Source organism: Candidatus Methylacidiphilales bacterium, from assembly GCA_025056655.1.
GTDB lineage: Bacteria > Verrucomicrobiota > Verrucomicrobiia > Methylacidiphilales > JANWVL01 > JANWVL01.
In genome coordinates, this window is the sequence record JANWVL010000032.1 from 36,446 (window position 1) to 54,675 (window position 18,230).

Below are 18,230 nucleotides of genomic sequence, written 5' to 3' on the forward strand. Positions count from 1 at the left end.
AATTTCACGATGCTCCATAGAAAAGATACGAAGAAACGTAGCTGCCCTTTTCCTCCCCTCCACACCTCTGAATTAGTTCACGATGATCTTTACTTTATGATCCACGCCTACAATGAAGCGCGTCGAGCTTGGGAACTCGATGAAGTCCCTGTAGGTGCAGTTGTTGAATTTGCTGGCTCGATCATTGCAAAAGCTCACAATCAAGTGGAGCAGTTAAAAGATCCCACAGCTCATGCTGAAATCCTTGCTATTAGCCAAGCTGCTGCCCACATCGGCGACTGGCGTCTGAACGAAGCCACTCTATACGTGACTAAAGAACCTTGCCCGATGTGTGCCGGGGCCAGCATCATGGCTAGGCTGAAGCGTGTCGTCTTCGCCATCCCCGATCCAAAATTAGGATGCTTAGGCGGGGCTACAGCCTTACATACGATCCCCTCTTTCTATCATAGCTTAGAAGTAAGTATCGGCATTTTGGAAACCCCTTGCCGCGAGCTTCTCCAAGCATTCTTTCAAGAAAAACGCCTGTGAGACTTTTAGCCGCACTCGACAGGCTTTATTTATAATGTAAAATGTTTACGTCATGAACTATTTCTGCACTTATCACATAATATTCTTCTCTTCAATAGCCCTTCTTGCTTCAAATCCGCTTACTACACACGCTTTGACTTTATCTTTGCAAGAATGTTATCAACGTGCCGTTCGACAAAGTGAGCGTCTAGGAATTTCACGTGAAGAAATCCGCGCAGCGGAAGGTCGCTATCAACAAGCCATAGCAACATTAGTCCCTAAAGTCGTCATCCGCACAGGAGCGCAGTGGCAAGACCGACCGATCTTTGCTTTCGGTGCGGAGCCCAAAGAGACTTCTACCAGTCTGTCTTTATGGATACGCCAGCCTCTATTTAATGGTTTCCGCGAATTCCATGCTGCCTCTGCAGGCCGTGCTGAAATCCGCAGACGCATTTTTGACGAGGTGCGAGCGCGGCAGGAGCTATATATCGATATCATTACGCTCGGACGCCAAATCTTATATTACGAAAAAGACCTGAAACTTTTGGCTGAAATGGAGCAAGTCCTCAATCGCCGTGTAGAAGACCTAAAACGTCGCGTGGAACTCGGCCAGTCCCGTCCCGGTGAATTGCTTCAATCAAAAAGTGAAGTGGCTAATTTACGCGTTACGACTCAGCGCATTCAAGGTTTCCTACACGCCTCACGAGAATTGATGGCATTTTTAATCGGCCTACCCGCTTCATCCTGGACATTACGAGACAATTGGAGTTGGCCAAGACTAGAGGCACTAGAGGAATACCTAAAAAAGACAGAGACTCGTCCTGACCTCCTCGCTGCTATCGAAGCGGAACGCTCAGCACGATCTCTTCTCAAAGCCAAACAAGCTGAAACCTATCCATCCATAAATATTGAGACCCATATTTATCTTTACGAGGACCCAAAAGCGCCGCGGGACTGGAATGTCTTTTTATCTGCGGCACTTCCTATCTTTGATTTCATCGAGATCGGCGGACGAGTCAAAGAACAGAAAGCAGCCCTTCAACAATCACGCCTTTCTCTCGAGCGCCTACGTCGCACAGCCGATCAAGAAGTTCGCACCGCCTTTAGCAATTTTAATGCTCTTGTTGCCCAAATTGTCGAACTCCGCGAAGCCGAGCGCCTCGCCATTGAAAACCTCAAAGTCCAAGAAGAGGACTACACACTCGGCCGTGTAACAAACCTCGACGTCATTGATGCCTTGCGTCGTAAACTCGATCTTCAACGCCAAAAGATCAGCGCAGAGACAGAAGCTTTAATCGAATATGAACGCCTTCATGTCGCTGCAGGAGGATCGCGTTTATGACTTTATCAGAAATCGCCATCCGACGTCCCGTCTTCGCCTGGATGCTGATGTCCGCCCTGATCATATTTGGTGCAATCACCTTCAATCGTCTCGGTATAAGCTTTTTTCCCGATATAGAAGCCCAGTCGATTAACATCAGCGTGACGTGGCCCGGCGCAGCACCCGAGGTGATGGAGACTGAAATAGTCGATCGTCTGGAACAAGCCCTTGTCTCCGTCGTCGGCGTTAAAGAAATCAACTCATCCATACGTCAGAGCATTGCCAATATCACACTTGAACTTTACCCCGGCACAAATGCTGATGCCGCTATACTTGAGGTGCAGTCCGGAGTCAGCCGTGTGCGGTTGCCCGATCAAGCCGACAACCCGATCATCACTCGCAACAGCCCCAGCGATAATCCGATTATGTGGATAGGGGTTAATAGCGACTCGATGAGCCTTGCGGAGCTGATCGCCTATGCTGACCTCAATTTGCGCGATCAATTTCAGACCTTGCCGGGCGTAGGTGAAATCATTTTGAGCGGCTTTTCAGAACGAAATCTTCGCGTGTGGATCGACCGCAATAAACTCGAGCAATATGAACTTACAGCTCTCGATGTCCAACGCGCCCTGGAAAGTGAGCATATCGAGGTCGCCGCAGGTTATCTTGAGAACCCTCAACAGGAAATCAATCTTCGGGTGATGGGCGAAGGCTTATCGCCCGAATCGGTGGGCGAGATTCTGATTACCCAGCGCGGCGGTCGCCCCATTTACAACACAACGATCCGTCTCCGAGACGTCGCTCGCATCGAGGATGACCTCAATGACATCCGCCGCGTTTCAAAAATCGGTCTCGACAAGACGATCTACACCCAAAAATACGGTGCTCAGCTTAAACCAGGGGAACATGTGGTCGGGTTTCGCGGCATAGGCCTTGGTATTCGCAAATTGCCCGGCGCAAATGCTGTGGCTGTTAGCGATCGTGTGAAACAACGTGTCGAAGAAATTCGCAAACGATTACCACCATCGATCAACATGCAGGTGAATTTTGATCAAAGCGTCTTCACTCGAGAAGCTGTGCACGAGACGGAGTTCACGTTAATTTTGGCCGCGATTCTGACTTCTTTGGTCTGCTGGATTTTTTTGGGATCGTGGACTTCTACGTTGAACGTCATCATGGCAATCCCGACATCTGTCTTAGGGACTTTCATTATCATGTATTTCAGCGGATTTACACTAAACTTTTTTACGCTACTGGCCCTTTCCCTTTCCATCGGCGTTGTCGTAGATGACGCGATCATGGTGCTAGAAAATATCGTCCGTCACAAAGAGATGGGCAAAAGTTCCTGGCGAGCGGCTTTGGATGGAGCTCGAGAGATCACCTTTCCAGCATTGGCTGCCACCTTTTCCATTGTGGCGATTTTCTTTCCACTGGCTTTTACCACAGGAATCGTAGGGGAATTTTTGTTTCAATTTGCCGTGACATTTTCTGCAGCCGTCTTGCTGTCGTATGTAGAGGCGATCACATTGACGCCGATGCGTTGCTCTCAATTTTTACAAGTAGGACGCGTGAACTTTTTAACGCGCGGTGTAGATGCACTGATTCACTGGCTGAGCGCCCGTTATGTCGAGGCGCTTCGGATCGCAATCGCACATCGTTGGAAAGTGCTTGCCGGATGTGCTGCTCTTTTTTTCATTTCGCTTCAAATCCTCAGTTGGGTCCCGAAGGAGTTTGCTCCAGCGCAAGATCAAAGCATCATCTTTGTGCGGTTTCAGACTCCAGTGGGCTCTTCCCTTGAATTTACCGTGGGAAAGATGGAGGAAGTCGAGGCTTATCTGAAGCGCCGAGAAGACACCTTAAGATATTTCATTGCGGTAGGCGGCTTTGGCGGCGGTGAGGTGAATACAGGCATAGCATTTGTGACACTCGTGCCGCCTTCCCAGAGAAAGCTCCGCCAACAAGCTATTATCGAGGAATATCGCCGCGACCTCAACCGCATAGAAGATTTATTCGTCCAACCAGTTGATCTTTCGCGTGGAGGTTTCACCAGCGGAGCCAGGGACTTGCCGATTCAGTTTTCTTTGCAAGGCCCGAGCCATGACACTTTGAAAAAGATCTCAGACCAGTTTATCGAGATGATGAAAAGAGAGAGGATTGCAGTGGACATTGATACGGATTTCAAGCTTGGCCAACCCGAGTGGCACATCATTCCCAACCGCGTCGAGGCTGCCCGCCGTGGAGTGACAATGGAAGCTTTGGGTAGGACGTTGAATGTAGCCGTCGGTGGCGTGCGTGCAGGGAAGTTTACCAACGACGCGCGGCGCTATGACGTGCGAGTAAAAGTAGAGGATAAACAACGGCAGACTTTGGAAGATGTGCTTTCACTAAAAGTGCGCAACCTTTACGGCGAGCTGGTAGCCGTGCGAGACGTCGTAACGGTCGAGAAAAGAGATTCTTTCCAAGTTATCACACGACGTAACCGCGAGCGCGCAATCCAGATCTCCGCCAACAACGCGCCTGGCATCACTCAAGCCGAGGCTCTGGCACGGGTGCAAAATTACGCAAAGGAAGTCTTGCCCCCAGGATATCGCCTTGTCCTTTCTGATAACGCACAGGCTTTCAAGGAGGCTTTTGCGGATTTAAGTTTCACGCTGTTTCTGGGCGTAGTGGTAGCTTATATGGTGCTGGCTTCACAGTTTAATAGCTTCGTGCACCCGTTTACGATTTTGTTGACTTTACCCTTTAGCGTGAGCGGTGCTTTCGGCGCTATGTTTGTGACAGGCCAAACGTTTAATATCTACAGCTTCATCGGCCTGATCTTGCTTATGGGAATTGTGAAGAAGAACGGCATTTTATTGGTCGAATTCACAAACCTCAGCCGCACGCGAGACGGACTTGGACTTGAAGAGAGTATCTTGCGAGCTGGCGCGGTGCGATTGCGGCCGATCGTGATGACATCATTTACGACGATCGTAGCAGCTTTGCCTGCAGCCTTGGCTTGGGGGCCGGGTGCAGAGAGCCGCGTGCCTATGGCGGTGACGGTCATCGGTGGGGTCTTAGTCTCTACTCTCTTTACGCTTTTTGTCGTGCCGTGTGCATATCGCGTCTTGGCTTGGAGCGAACGCTTCAAGCCAAGCACAGCGTAGGACTTGCTAGAAGTGGTGGTGATGCGCTTCAGAACATGCCTTCACTGGCATCAGCGATGGCGTTAATATTAAGTCCCTTAGCTGCATACTCCTCAAGCTTGTTGCGGATAGTGCGGACGCTGACGCCGAGTTGTTTTGCAGCCTGGGATTTGTTGTTGCCTGTGCGTTTTAGCATGACCGCAATGAGGCGCATTTCCATTTCCTCTATCGTCGGTAGAGGGCCGCTCATCCACGTGCCGGTCTCACGAGGTGATCCAGTGAGCACGAAGTCGCTGGCGTCGAGATGCGAGTTTGGAATAGCTAAGATCACTGCACGTTCGATAACGTTTTGGAGTTCACGCACGTTGCCTGGCCAACCGTAAGAGGCGAGTTTGGCGCGTGCTTGGGGCGTGAAACCGAGAATATTTTTGCCGTGTTTCTGCGCAAAACGTTTCAGGAAATAATCGCTGAAGATTTCGATGTCCTGTCCACGTTCACGAAGGGGAGGTAGGACGATCGGGACAACGTTTAGCCGGTAATAAAGGTCTTCTCTAAAGCGACCTCTTCGGACTTCTTCCTTTAAGTCGCGATTGGTAGCAGCTAATATGCGGATGTTGACCTTGATAGTTTTGTTGCCTCCGATGCGTTCGAATTCTTGCTGTTGAATCGCGCGGAGAAGCTTTACTTGAAGGGAAAGTGGGATTTCCGCGATTTCATCGAGGAAAATTGTGCCGTTGTTGGCCATTTCAAATCGGCCTATGCGCCGTTGGATCGCTCCGGTAAAAGCGCCTCGCTCGTGTCCAAAAAATTCAGATTCAAGCAAAGCTTCTGGCACAGCGGCACAGTTAACCTTGACAAAGGGTTGATTAACGCGTGTGCTCTTTGAAAAGATGGAGCAGGCTACAACTTCTTTCCCAGTGCCACTTTCGCCTTGAATGAGGACTGTGGCGTCTGTGGGGGCAACGCGGTCGATGAGCTTTACCACCTCTTGCATGGCCTGGCATTTGCCCCAGACGGGTTGATCTTGGTAGAGACTCTCGGTGAGTTCTTTTTTGAGATAGGTATTTTCAATGCGTAGAGTCTCGTAAGTTTCAAGGCGCTGCAGGGCCATGGAGAGTTCTCGCATGTTAATGGGCTTGAGGAGGTAATCGAAAACGCCGAGGCGCAGAGCTTCTATCGCCGTCTCGATCGACGCATAACCCGTCATGATGATAAATTGAACGCGAGGTTGTGTCTGCCGAACCCATCGGAGAAAATCTATGCAAGGGCCGTTGGTTAACATGAGATCTGAGATAATCAGATCGAATTCTTCCTTTTCAATGGCTTCGCGCGCTTGGAGCTCTGAGCTTACGCCTAGGACTGTATATCCTTCTCGTTTAAGATGTTCGGTAAGGCCACGACGAACGTTATCGTCATCGTCAATCAGAAGAATTCTATCTATTTTCATGATATTTTTTCAGTTGGTGGATGAGTTATTTGAAACTTTTTTTCTTATTCTTGCTGTTTTAGCATATGCAAATTTATCTGATAGGCATTTTTTGTCAATCCAAATTTTCCCTAAAAGGGCAATTTTGTTTTATACCAGGAAATAAGGAGGCGACACCCGAGGCCGAGTGTCGCCTTTGTTATGCGGATATTGTTGCTCTTAACTTTTTATTTAGATCATGAAGAGCATTTCTTGATATGTGGGCAGGGGCCAAAGGGAGTCATCGATAATCTCTTCAATCGTATCTACTGTCTGGCGAAGCTCGTCGAGTGCTGATAGCACTACAGTGCTGAGATGCTTGGCTTGAGCAAGAAGTCCTGACTCCACCTGATGGGCGATCTTCTGATTGAGGGAGGCTATGTTTTTCTCTAGCCGACTGACTAACTCTGTAACCTGCGTGAGCTGGTCCATATCGGGCTTAAGACCTGCTGCTTTGAGGCTTGCTACAGAGGCCGCAAGATTAGCTTGGTGACGGAGGATGGCTGGGAGGATTTGCGTTTGGGCAATTTTTACGGCTGTCTTGGCTTCGACGGTAATGGTTTTCACGTATTGCTCAAGATAGATCTCGTAACGGCTGTGGAGCTCGCGTTTGCTGAGAACACCGTATTTTTCGAAGAGGTCTTCGATTTCTTTTTGTGTAAGAACAGGAAGCGCATCTACCGTTGTCTTGAGATTGGGAAGACCGCGGCGCTCTGCCTCTTTGTGCCATTCCTCGGAGTAATTATTGCCATTAAAGATGATCGCACCGTGCTTGACCATGATGTCCTTTATGACTGCTTGTGCTGCGCTATTGAGTTTCGTTGGATCACCGCCAGTGGCTTTCTCAAGCTCGTCGCAGATGTATTCGAGAGATTCTGCTACGATGGTGTTGAGCGCAACTAGTGGGCCCGCGATGGACTGGCTAGAGCCGACAGCGCGAAACTCAAATTTGTTGCCCGTAAACGCAAACGGACTGGTGCGGTTGCGATCCCCCGCATCCTTCGGCAGCGGGGGCAAAATATCTACTCCGACCGTTAGCGTGCCTTTTTCTTTTGAGCCTGTGAGGTTACCTCTTTTGATCTGCTCGAAGACATCGGTCAACTGTTCTCCTAAGAAGATAGAGATAATTGCAGGCGGCGCCTCATTGGCACCAAGGCGGTGGTCGTTACCGGCGTGAGCAACAACAGCGCGTAGAAGTGCTCCATATTTGTGGACGGCGCGAATCACGGCCGAGCAGAAGAGGAGAAACTGCATGTTAGTATGAGGTGTATCTCCAGGCTCGAGGAGATTACCTTGTGTAGAGTTGCCAATAGACCAATTCAGGTGCTTACCCGAGCCATTCACACCCGCGAAAGGTTTTTCGTGGAGGAGACAGGCAAGGCCATATTTTTTGGCCACGCGGCGAAGGGTGTGCATGATAGTCTGTTGATGGTCGGTAGCGACGTTGGCGTATTCGAACGTGGGGGCAATCTCAAATTGATTGGGTGCAACTTCGTTATGGCGTGTCTTAACGGGCACTCCTAGCTTATATAACTCATAGTCTACTTCGTGCATGAATGCCAGGACGCGCTCTGGGATGGCGCCAAAGTATTGATCTTCGAACTGCTGGTGTTTAGGAGGCTTAGCGCCGAAAAGTGTGCGCCCAGTGATCAGCAGGTCTTGTCGGTTTAGATAGAAATTTCGATCAATCAGAAAATACTCTTGCTCAGGTCCAGCTGTGCAACAGACCATGCTAATCTCCTTGTGTCCAAGCAGTGCGAGCAGTCTCCGCGCTTGTTTATCAATCGCTTGCATGGAGCGGAGAAGAGGTGTTTTCTTATCCAAGGCCTCTCCAGTCCATGAAACGAAAGCTGTAGGAATGCACAAGGTCGTGCCGTTAGGATTTTCAAGAATGTAAGCAGGGCTAGAAACGTCCCATGCCGTGTAGCCGCGAGCTTCAAATGTGCTACGAATGCCGCCCGATGGGAAACTCGAAGCGTCCGGCTCTCCTTGAATAAGCGATTTGCCAGAAAATTCCGTTATCGCTCCACCGGTGCTAGTCGGCACAATAAAGCTGTCATGTTTCTCTGCAGTAGAGCCAGTAAGCGGATAAAAGACGTGAGCATAGTGAGTCGCGCCCTTAGCTATCGCCCATTCTTTTAACGCACTGGCCACGACGTCAGCGACTGCCGGGTCGAGCTTGCTTCCGGTCTCGATCGTGCGTTTTATAGCCTTAAAAGTGTTTTTGGGAAGCACACGCTGCATGACGCTGAGGCTAAACACATTCGTGCCATATATCTCCTCAACGGAGTAGTTAGGAATTTGACTTGTAACGGACCTATTTGCTGCGATGGCTTGGATAGCCGCTTGTCTAGGATTGAGTGTGCTCATAGTTTTTAGTTGTTTTGCGTCGCATGGCAAAGCAGGTTTCATGCCATCCATCTACAAAAAACGTTATTTTGTAGGCTTTATCTGCTTTCGATTTCTGCTAAGGCAAAGAAAGTATCCATGAATGCCCCGATCTTAGCTACCCCTCGCCTATACAAAAATGTGCCCACTGTCGATCAAGTGATGGTTGAGGAACGTGCTGCTTCGTTCACCAAACGAAGTATCAAGTCTTCCGCAAAATTAGCCGGTTTGCGCCTAGCTGTCTCCATGATGGATCTAACCACGCTCGAAGGCAAAGACACCCCCGGCAAAGTCGCTCACCTCTGCCGCAAAGCACTGCAACCCGCTGATCCACGCTACCAAGTCCCATCCTGCGCAGCCGTGTGCGTCTATCCCAATCTCGTCCGGCATGCAAAGAAGTTACTCGCCGGCTCCACCGTGCGTGTAGCTGCCGTCGCCACCGCTTTCCCAAGCGGCCAGATGCCGCTCTCCGTAAAGTTGGAAGATACACGGCTGGCAGTTTCCGAAGGCGCAGACGAAATCGATATGGTCATTGATCGAGGCGCCTTCCTTGCAGGAGAATACAACCAGGTCTTCGATGAAATCGCCGCTATCAAATCCGCTTGTGGCTCTGCTCATCTCAAAGTGATTCTGGAAACAGGTGAACTCGTCACCTACGACAACGTCCGCATCGCCTCACAAATCGCTATGGAAGCAGGCGCCGACTTTATTAAAACCTCCACCGGCAAGGTAACTCCAGCGGCCACACTTCCTGTCACACTCGTTATGCTGGAAGCCATACGCGATTTCTTCTACGACACCGGAATTCGAATCGGCATAAAACCCGCAGGCGGCATTCGCACAGCAAAAGAAGCTTTAGCCTACCTCGTAATGGTTAAAGAAACACTCGGCGACGACTGGCTCACGCCAGACCTCTTTCGATTCGGGGCCAGCGCCTTGCTCAACGATGTGCTCCTGCAAATCGCTAAAACTATCGATGGCCGCTACCAAAGCCTCGACTACTTCTCATTGCCTTAATGGCCAATCGTCTCTTCCCTGCACACCACGCACACTCGCCCTGCCCATTCTGCGACTCCCATGACGGACTTCTGCTCACACGCGTAGATAACTTCTTTCGCCCGCAAATCACCCACCTCTGCACCTCGTGCGGCACAGCCTACACTGATCCGCTCCCATCCGCTGAGGCGTTCATGCAATACCACCAGACCACTTATCGCAAGCAGTATAAAGGCCGCCCCGAGGCAGCCTTTCGCCTCAGACGCATCGCTAGCGTCAACCAAAAACGTTTTCAGTTTATCCTCAACACCCTTCCGCTTCCCGCATCTGGCTCGATGCTAGATGTCGGCTGTGGCTATGGTTATCTTGTTGAGGCTTTCGCCGCGCGGGGCTGGAAGGCTCTCGGCTTTGACCCCGATGCAAAGGCCATCAACACTGCACAAGCCCGCCTAAAGAATCTTGCCCACCAAGCCAAGCTACACGTAGCCAGCATCCACGATTCCCCTATACAATCTGGAGCCTGCAATCTCGTCACAGCGTTTCACGTCTTAGAGCATCTGCCGAATCCGCTACAAGCACTTCAGCGCTGCTATGAATGGCTCGCGCCAGGTGGTTACATCGTCATCGAAGTGCCTAACCTAATTACGCTCAGCCACTCCTTCCATTCCAGATTCCATCGCGCCCACATCGTTCACTTCCACCCCGAGGCATTGAGCCAAGCTCTAAGACATATTGGATTCGAGGCTCTGCAAATTTACACGCAGCCTTCTGACTCTACGATCCGAATAAACGCGCGAAAACCTCTGGATCCTTTTTCCGAGAGCCGGCATAATCCTATCACCTTTACAGTTTCCGCAGAAAAAATTCAGCAGGTTATTTCGACTTTGTCTCTCATTAGAAAAAAACAACGCTTCACCAGCCGCTCTCCACACAAATGGATTCAGGTGCTCGTGCGATCCATCCTCGTGCGACTAAAAGAGCACCACTAAAAACATCCACCCATAATGTTTTTCTGCTTTCTTCCAGCTGCCACTGTCGGCTAATGTAATAAACCTATGCCAGCAAAAATTTACAAAGATAAAGACGCAAACTTTGAACTCCTCAAAAATAAAACCATCGCCGTCATTGGCTTCGGCTCTCAAGGCCACGCCCACGCCCTAAATTTAAAGGATTCAGGCGCCAACGTCATCATCGGCCTATACAAAGGCAGCAAATCGATCCCTGTCGCCCAAAAACACGGCTTCCAAGTGCTCAACACCGCTGACGCCGTAGAAGCGGCCGACATCATCTTCGTCGCCGTCCCCGATATGGTCATCCCCAGCGTCTATGAAAAAGACATCGCCCCCCGACTCGCCCCCGGCAAAACGCTCCTCTTCTCTCATGGATTCACCATCCATTACAAAACAGTAGTCCCCCCACAAAATGTTGACGTCATCATGGTTGCTCCCAAAGGACCAGGCCATCTCGTCCGCAGTCAATACCTCGAAGGCCGCGGAGTGCCTGCCCTTATTGCCGTCTATCAAAACCCATCTAAACAAGCCAAAAAAATCGCCCTCGCCTGGGCCAAAGGCATCGGCTCCACTCGCGCAGGAGTAATCGAAACCACATTCAAAGAAGAGACTGAAACCGACCTCTTTGGCGAACAAGCCGTCCTCTGCGGCGGCACCACTGCCCTCATCCTCGCTGGCTACGAAACACTCGTAAAAGCTGGCTACCAACCCGAATGCGCTTACTTTGAGTGCCTGCACGAATTAAAACTCATCGTCGATCTCATCTACGAATCAGGCATCAGCGGCATGCGCTTCTCCATCTCTGAAACAGCAAAATACGGCGACCTCACCGTCGGCCCACGCATCATCAACAGCAAAGTCAAAGCCGAAATGGCCAAAGTGCTCAAAGACATTCAATCCGGAAAATTCGCCAAAGAATGGATCAATGAACACAAAACCGGCAGAAAAAAATACAACCGCCTCCTCGCAGAAGGAGCACAACACCCTATAGAAAAAATTGGAAAAAAACTGCGTGCCCTTATGCCCTGGATGCCTAAACGCAATATCAAAGGTGCACAAGCCAATTTCGCAGGCTAACGACCAATATCCCCTTCCATCACCTATCTTCATTCAATCCATACCCGCGTGCCAACCTCAACCCGATCATAAAGATCCAGCACGTCATCATTACTCATTCGGATGCAACCCATACTTCGTGGAGCGCCCAAATGCTGCTCATCTGCCGTCCCATGGATGTAAATATAGCGCTCATAAGTGGTTTTATTTCGCTCCTCTAGCCCAGCTAGCCATAAAATTCGCGTTAAAATCCAATCTTGCCCCTCATTTTCTTCAAAATCCCTCGGCCACACTTTGCCAGTCCACTGTCGGCCTATAAACTGCGCCCCCCAAGGTGCCCCTGTTCCGATTTTTTCTCTTACCACATGCCATCCCCGCGGCGTGCAATGACTACCCACACCCTCCCCAAGCCCAAATCGCGAAGTGCTCACGACATAGACTCGCAGAATTTCTTCTCTCCCCTGCCGCAATTCTAGCCGCTGCTCAGCCGCTACGACACGCAGCCATCTTTCCCCTTCTGCTACCGGCACCCTGTGGAGCATTCCGTTAAAATTCATTGATCCGATCTATAAGTTGCCGCAATCGACCATAAGACTTTCGATCAAAATTAAGACACAACCTTGGCAAATGAGCTATCTCCGGCTCATTGATCTCTTGTGGCAAAGCAGGGCAGACCTTTAAATCTCCGCCATCAATAAGAATATCCTCAAAATCCATCTGAATCCGCCTCAGCGCACCAGGTGGCACTTCCCGTTGCATCCGAATCACCAACGTCTGATCCACAAAACGATACGAGTGAAAATTGTAGTAAAAGTTCAACACCTCACGCTGCGCCACCTTAAGGTCATCCGTGATCTTAAACAAATTAAAATCTTCCTTAGAGATTAAACCATCATTCAACAAATGCTCCCGTAAGTATTTCTCAAACGTATGCCAAAAATTCCCTCCAGGCGCATCGATCAACACCATCGGCAAGATTCGCGACTTCCCAGTTTGAATCAACGTCAACGCCTCAAAGCCCTCATCCATCGTGCCAAAGCCACCCGGAAACAACGCAATAGCATGCGTCTCCTTCACAAAATGAAGCTTCCGCGTGAAAAAGTAACGAAAGTTAATTAACTTCGGATCCCCCTCAATCGTAGGATTCGCCTTCTGCTCAAAAGGAAGCCGTATATTCAACCCAAAACTTCTATCCCGCCCCGCTCCTGCTTGCGCTGCCCCCATAATCCCATCACCACCACCCGTGATAATCATATACCCCGCATCTCGCATCATTGCCGCAAACTCTTTTGCTGCCTGATACTCTGGCGCTCGCGGTGAGATACGAGCAGAGCCAAATATACAAATCTTCTTCACCCCTTGATAAGGAGCAAACACCTTACTCGCATATCGTATTTCCTTCAGTGCCTGATTAATCAATCGCCGATCCGCAGGACTTTGCCCTTCCAACGCAAGCCTCAGCACGCTGATCACCATCTCCTCGTAATCTCGCTGTGCAACCTCTGGAATCCCTGCTGCAACCACCAACTCCTTTACTTTTGCATCGAGCTCCGCTTTGCCAGTCGAATATAACGGCTTTGATTCACCAACACTACTCATACCATTACACCTTTATGGAGCCCCGCCTCAGCCCCCGCAAGTTTCTTCATCATCTTCCAATTTGCTGCTCTTCCTACTTGGCTTTTAACCCAGAACATATTAACATATCATAATATAAAAAAATAATTATGCCTCTCCCCTCCCCCCCCGAGCCCTCCCTACTCACCCTTTACCAAAAAAAAATCTTGCGTCTCGTTGAACTCGACCCCCCTAAACATCCAGATTTAACCCGCTACCTCCACGCCGCCTCAGAACTCGAAAAATCCGGTGCTGACGCCCTCACCCTCGCAGATAACTCTCTCGCCCTCCTCCGCGTCTCCAACCTCGCCGCCGCTACAGCCATCCGTTCTCAATCTTCTATCCCCCTCATCCTCCACCTCACCTGCCGGGATAAAAACCTCATCGCCCTCCAATCCGAAGCCCTCGGCCGATACGCACTCGGCTTTCGTCACGTCCTTGCCCTCACTGGTGATTCCCCAAAATTAGGCGACCACCCAAACGCCCGTCCCATCTACGAACTCAACTCAATCACACTCATTCGCACCCTCCACAACTTAAACCAAGGCCATGCAGCATCCGGAAAATCTATCTCCCACGCCACCCAGTTCATCATCGGCTGCGCTTTCAACCCCAACACCGACAACCTCACTCCTCAGCTACGTAAACTCGATGATAAACTCTCCGCAGGCGCCCACTTCATCATGACCCAGCCTCTATACTCAGTCGAAAAAATCCGCAACACTGCGACTCTTCTTGCTCCCTATCGCGTCCCTGTATTCATCGGCGTTATGCCAATTCTTCACTCTCGCAACGCCGAGTTCCTCCACTCTCACGTCCCCGGCATCTCCATTCCCGACTCCGTCCGTGAAAAATTCCGCCATCTTCCCGAAACCGATGCATGGCGGTTCGGCGTCGAGTATGCGCTCACGCTTCAAAAAGAAATCCTACAACATTTCCCAGCCGTCTATTTAATCACCCCATTCCTCCGATACGAGACCACCCAGGCACTCCTCCAAGCCGATTGATTCCCATCCAAAACGCCAATCCTAAAAACTTGCCCCACCTCAGCCAAAAAATCCATAATCATCTCATGTTGATTCCACGACGCACACCCACTCTATTTCTCCTTAGCGTAACTCTCCTCCTCTCCCCTTCATTCCTTCAAGCCCAATCCCCGAGCCAGCCAAGCCCCACAGCCGACAAAGACGAGCACCTTCCCAAAGACCCTAAAATCACCTTCTGGCGCCTCTCCCTCCCTGCAGGAAAACTCACAATCGATCTCACAAAAGTCACCACCATCGCCCAACACGAATACATCTCCGACGAACTTTTCCGCGTCACCGAACTCAACATCGCCACCACCTCCGATCTCCTCATCCGCTTCTACTACCTAGAAAAATACGTGCCCCTCAAAGGAGCAAGCGGTCAAGTCATAAAAGGCGCCGTGCAGCGCCTCCAGGAGAAAGCCGAGCTCGCCGCCGATACCGCCGGCATCGAGCCTATATGGCGACAAGTTCACAAAAACTACCCTGCCACCACACACGCTCGCACAGTCGAATATCGTCTCCACAACAAAGAAGACCTCACCAAGATCCGCAAACACATCGAAACAGCCTGGCTTAGCCAACAAAACAGCACCCTCGAACTCACCCTCGACAACACCCCTTAAACCCTCTCCCAGATAAACCACTTGCTTTCCACCAAAAACTCTGGTTAATAACCTCACCCCCATTACACAAAGGCTGGATAGCTCAGTTGGTAGAGCAGAGGACTGAAAATCCTTGTGTCCGCGGTTCGATTCCGCGTCCAGCCACTCCCTTCTATGGCACTGCTCTTTCGGCTCAAGTCCCCGCCCCTATTCCACTCCACTCACAACACCATCCCCATCCCAATACATGGTTACTGCCTCGCAAAGAACAAATCAGACCTACCCGCAGCCCTACAAGTTCGCATCGGAAAAAAAACAATCCCTTGCTCCATCACCTACTCCCACCAACCAAACCAACCTCACCCCCACAAAGTCTCTTTCCAAGCCTCCATCTACCTCAGAAAAGGCATCAAGCTCCTCCAATTCACCTCTACCGATGCTTCCAATCGCACACACCTCCACACCTGCAGACTCATACACGTCCAGCACGACCCACTCTACACCATCCCCTCTCTCATCCCAACCAAACACCGCACCCCAGGAATCAACCTCTTCGGTTTCTTCGACTACGTCCACGGCATCGCTCAAGGCGCACGCCTCACCGCCCAGACCCTTCAACTCCACTCCATCCCCCACACCCTCTCACGCATCCCTCTCCCCCAAAACTGCGAAAAACTCAACCCCCCATTCCCCCTCCCCCCCACCAAATCCCTCCACCACACCATCAACCTCTTCCACTGCAACGCCCCCGAATTTCACGCCATCCGCAAATATTGGCCCAGACTCCTCAAAGCCAACTACCGCACCATAGGCTACTGGGCTTGGGAACTCGAAGACCTCCCACAACGCTGGTCCCAAGAACTCACCCACCTCGATGAAATCTGGTGCCCCACCACTTTCGTCCGCGACGCCATCGCCCGAGCCGCAAATAAACTCGGCCTCTCCCTACCCATCCTCGTCATCCCTCACCCCATCTTCGATCCTCACCCCCACCCCTCCTCCCTCCCTCCCCCCATCGATCTCCCACAAAAAAAATTTCTAATCCTCACCACATTCGACCTTAATTCCACACTCGAGCGAAAAAACCCATTCGCCACCATCCAAGCCTTCCGCCGCGCCCTAAACAAAATCCCCCACCTCCACCTCATCATCAAAACCCACCACACCCAACAACAGCCCCACCTCCACCAACAACTCCTACACGCCATCGCCGACCTCAAACACCACATCTCCCTCATCACTCAACCCCTCAGCCCACAAAACCTCCTCGCCCTCCAATCCCACGTCCACGCCTTCATCTCCCTCCACCGCAGCGAAGGCTTCGGCCTCAACCTCGCCGAAATGATGCTCCTCGGCAAACCCGTCATCGCCACCAACTGGTCCGGAAACACAGACTTCCTCGATGCCGACTGCGGCTGCCCCATCTCCTACACCCTAAAACCCCTCACCCCAGACTGCCCCTACCAGACCATCACCCACGGCCGCTGGGCCGAAGCCGACACCGATCACGCCGCCCACGCCATCATCCGACTCGCTGAAGACCCCGACTACGCTCGTCAAATCGGCCAAAACGCCCGCCAAAAAATCCTCACCCTCTACTCCCCTCAAGTCATCGCCGATAAAATCAAGGCCCGCATCCTCGACCTCGCCTAAATAACACAATCAACAACTCCTCCCTCTCCCCCGCCTCAAAAATTCAAATTTGAAATCCCTCCACTCCCCGCTATCCTCACCCCTCAAAGACCACACACATTCATGAACCCCATCTCCCCAGACACCCTCCTCTCCGCCCTCCGCTGGCGCTACGCCACCAAACAATTCGACCCCACCCGAAAAATCGAAGACCCCCTCTGGCACAGCCTCGAGCAAACCCTCATCCTCACCCCATCCTCCTACGGCCTCCAACCCTGGAAATTCCTCGTCATCACCGACCCCGCCCTCCGCGCCGAACTCCGCACCCACTCCTGGCACCAACCCCAAGTCACCGACTGCTCCCACTACGTCGTCTTCGCTGCCAAAATTCGCATCTCCACAGAAGACGTCGCCCATTTCATCGAAACGATCGCCCATACCCGTGCACAATCCCTCGACTCCCTCGAATTCTACCGCCAAATGATCCTCAAAGACGTCGTCAACGGCCCCCGCGCCGCCATCGCCACCGAATGGGCCATCCGCCAAACCTACATCGCCCTCGGCAACTTCATCACCGCCGCCGCCCTCCTCGGCATCGACACCTGCCCCATGGAAGGCATCGACCCCGAAGCCTACAACCGCATCCTCAACCTCCCAGCCATCGGCTACACCACAGCCGTCGCCTGCGCCGCAGGCTACCGCTCCCCCAACGACAAATACGCCTCAGCCCCCAAAGTTCGCTTCCCACCCGACACCCTCATCATCCGAAAATAAAAACATGCCCACCCCCATCCTGCCACTCTCCCTCACCCTCCTCCTCAGCCTCATCCCCTCCGCATGCACCTCCAATCGCCTCACCAACGAAAACCTCTCCCAACTCACCCCCGGCATGTCCGAAAAACAAATCACCCAAATCCTCGGCAAACCCCACCACACAGAAATCTCCGAAACCCTCGGCATCCGCTCCACCGCCCTCATCTACCAAGCTGGAGAACGTCAGGTGAAAATTATCCTCATCAACGACAAACTCTTTTCTAAACAAGGAACCTTCTAGTCTCTCTGCACTCTATGTCCGCTCCCACACCCCACCCCATCAGCCCTGAATTCATAGCTGAAGCCGACGCCATCATTGCCCGCTATCCCGTTTCAAAACGAAGCGCAGCCCTACCCCTCCTCCACCACTGGCAAGAACACTTCGGCTACATCTCCCCCCAAGGCATCGAGTGGATCGCCGAAAAACTCCAGCTCCAGCCCATCAACATCCTCGAGCTCGTCACCTTCTACCCCATGCTCCGCCAACACCCCGCAGGCAAAATCCAAATCAAAATCTGCCGCACCCTCTCCTGCGCACTCGCCGGCTCCTACAGCCTTTACCACCACCTTTGCAAACGTCTCAACACACAGCCTTCTGACTCCCACGGCCTCGCCATCACCCCAGACCACAACTACTCCGTCGAATTCGTCGAATGCCTCGCCGATTGCG

The 18,230-nt window shown here is 51.6% G+C and carries 16 protein-coding genes and 1 tRNA gene; 13 read left to right on the top strand and 4 right to left on the bottom strand.

What is annotated here, in order from left to right; genetic code table 11:
- Positions 1-9: 9 nt before the first annotated feature.
- The 3 genes from NZM04_01400 to NZM04_01410 all read left to right on the top strand — a co-directional run bounded on the left by NZM04_01400 (position 10) and on the right by NZM04_01410 (position 4,974).
- Positions 10-528: a nucleoside deaminase gene (locus tag NZM04_01400; protein ID MCS7062700.1), complete on the top strand. Its 519-nt coding sequence runs from the start codon at positions 10-12 to the stop codon at positions 526-528.
- A gap of 133 nt (positions 529-661) precedes the next feature.
- On the top strand, positions 662-1,849 hold the full coding sequence (locus tag NZM04_01405) for a TolC family protein (protein MCS7062701.1): 1,188 nt from the start codon (positions 662-664) through the stop codon (positions 1,847-1,849).
- Positions 1,846-4,974, top strand: coding sequence for an efflux RND transporter permease subunit (locus tag NZM04_01410; protein MCS7062702.1), 3,129 nt, complete (start codon positions 1,846-1,848; stop codon positions 4,972-4,974). The genes NZM04_01405 and NZM04_01410 overlap by 4 nt, the downstream gene beginning before the upstream one ends.
- Before the next feature lie 28 nt (positions 4,975-5,002).
- On the opposite strand, the gene NZM04_01415 is transcribed toward NZM04_01410, so the two are convergent.
- Both NZM04_01415 and NZM04_01420 read right to left on the bottom strand, forming a co-directional pair.
- Positions 5,003-6,400 carry a sigma-54 dependent transcriptional regulator gene (locus NZM04_01415; GenBank protein MCS7062703.1) on the bottom strand — a complete coding sequence of 466 codons (1,398 nt, stop codon included), beginning with the start codon at positions 6,398-6,400 and terminating at the stop codon, positions 5,003-5,005.
- Positions 6,401-6,610: 210 nt separating this feature from the next.
- Positions 6,611-8,788: a glutamine synthetase III gene (locus NZM04_01420; GenBank protein MCS7062704.1), complete on the bottom strand. Its 2,178-nt coding sequence runs from the start codon at positions 8,786-8,788 to the stop codon at positions 6,611-6,613.
- Positions 8,789-8,905: 117 nt separating this feature from the next.
- On the opposite strand from NZM04_01420, the gene deoC reads away from it, so the two are divergent.
- From deoC to ilvC, 3 genes are all read left to right on the top strand, one after another.
- Positions 8,906-9,823 (top strand): deoxyribose-phosphate aldolase, encoded by a 918-nt coding sequence (gene deoC, locus NZM04_01425; GenBank protein MCS7062705.1) that lies wholly within the window; start codon positions 8,906-8,908, stop codon positions 9,821-9,823.
- Positions 9,823-10,791, top strand: a complete 969-nt coding sequence (locus tag NZM04_01430) for a class I SAM-dependent methyltransferase (protein ID MCS7062706.1) — start codon at positions 9,823-9,825, stop codon at positions 10,789-10,791. Before deoC ends, NZM04_01430 begins: the two co-directional genes overlap by 1 nt.
- Before the next feature lie 66 nt (positions 10,792-10,857).
- Positions 10,858-11,889: a ketol-acid reductoisomerase gene (gene ilvC / locus NZM04_01435; GenBank protein ID MCS7062707.1), complete on the top strand. Its 1,032-nt coding sequence runs from the start codon at positions 10,858-10,860 to the stop codon at positions 11,887-11,889.
- 29 nt (positions 11,890-11,918) lie between these two features.
- On the opposite strand, the gene NZM04_01440 is transcribed toward ilvC, so the two are convergent.
- Both NZM04_01440 and NZM04_01445 read right to left on the bottom strand, forming a co-directional pair.
- A complete protein-coding gene (locus tag NZM04_01440; protein ID MCS7062708.1) occupies positions 11,919-12,425 on the bottom strand; it encodes a L,D-transpeptidase in 507 nt (168 codons plus the stop codon).
- Positions 12,415-13,467 (bottom strand): LOG family protein, encoded by a 1,053-nt coding sequence (locus NZM04_01445; protein ID MCS7062709.1) that lies wholly within the window; start codon positions 13,465-13,467, stop codon positions 12,415-12,417. The genes NZM04_01440 and NZM04_01445 overlap by 11 nt, the downstream gene beginning before the upstream one ends.
- Before the next feature lie 128 nt (positions 13,468-13,595).
- Here NZM04_01445 and NZM04_01450 point away from each other — a divergent pair, with 128 nt between their 5' ends.
- The 7 genes from NZM04_01450 to NZM04_01480 all read left to right on the top strand — a co-directional run.
- Positions 13,596-14,492, top strand: a complete 897-nt coding sequence (locus NZM04_01450) for a methylenetetrahydrofolate reductase (protein ID MCS7062710.1) — start codon at positions 13,596-13,598, stop codon at positions 14,490-14,492.
- A gap of 29 nt (positions 14,493-14,521) precedes the next feature.
- Complete coding sequence (locus tag NZM04_01455; GenBank protein ID MCS7062711.1) at positions 14,522-15,136, top strand: hypothetical protein; 615 nt, start codon at positions 14,522-14,524, stop codon at positions 15,134-15,136.
- 71 nt (positions 15,137-15,207) lie between these two features.
- Positions 15,208-15,280 (top strand) — tRNA-Phe (locus NZM04_01460).
- Positions 15,251-16,768, top strand: coding sequence for a glycosyltransferase family 4 protein (locus NZM04_01465; GenBank protein ID MCS7062712.1), 1,518 nt, complete (start codon positions 15,251-15,253; stop codon positions 16,766-16,768). The genes NZM04_01460 and NZM04_01465 overlap by 30 nt, the downstream gene beginning before the upstream one ends.
- Positions 16,769-16,870: 102 nt before the next feature.
- Positions 16,871-17,521 carry an NAD(P)H-dependent oxidoreductase gene (locus NZM04_01470; GenBank protein MCS7062713.1) on the top strand — a complete coding sequence of 217 codons (651 nt, stop codon included), beginning with the start codon at positions 16,871-16,873 and terminating at the stop codon, positions 17,519-17,521.
- A 4-nt stretch (positions 17,522-17,525) separates the two neighbouring features.
- Positions 17,526-17,801 (top strand): outer membrane protein assembly factor BamE, encoded by a 276-nt coding sequence (locus NZM04_01475; protein ID MCS7062714.1) that lies wholly within the window; start codon positions 17,526-17,528, stop codon positions 17,799-17,801.
- A gap of 14 nt (positions 17,802-17,815) precedes the next feature.
- Positions 17,816-18,230: NAD(P)H-dependent oxidoreductase subunit E (locus NZM04_01480; protein MCS7062715.1), on the top strand; the 415-nt coding region annotated here is incomplete at its 3' end.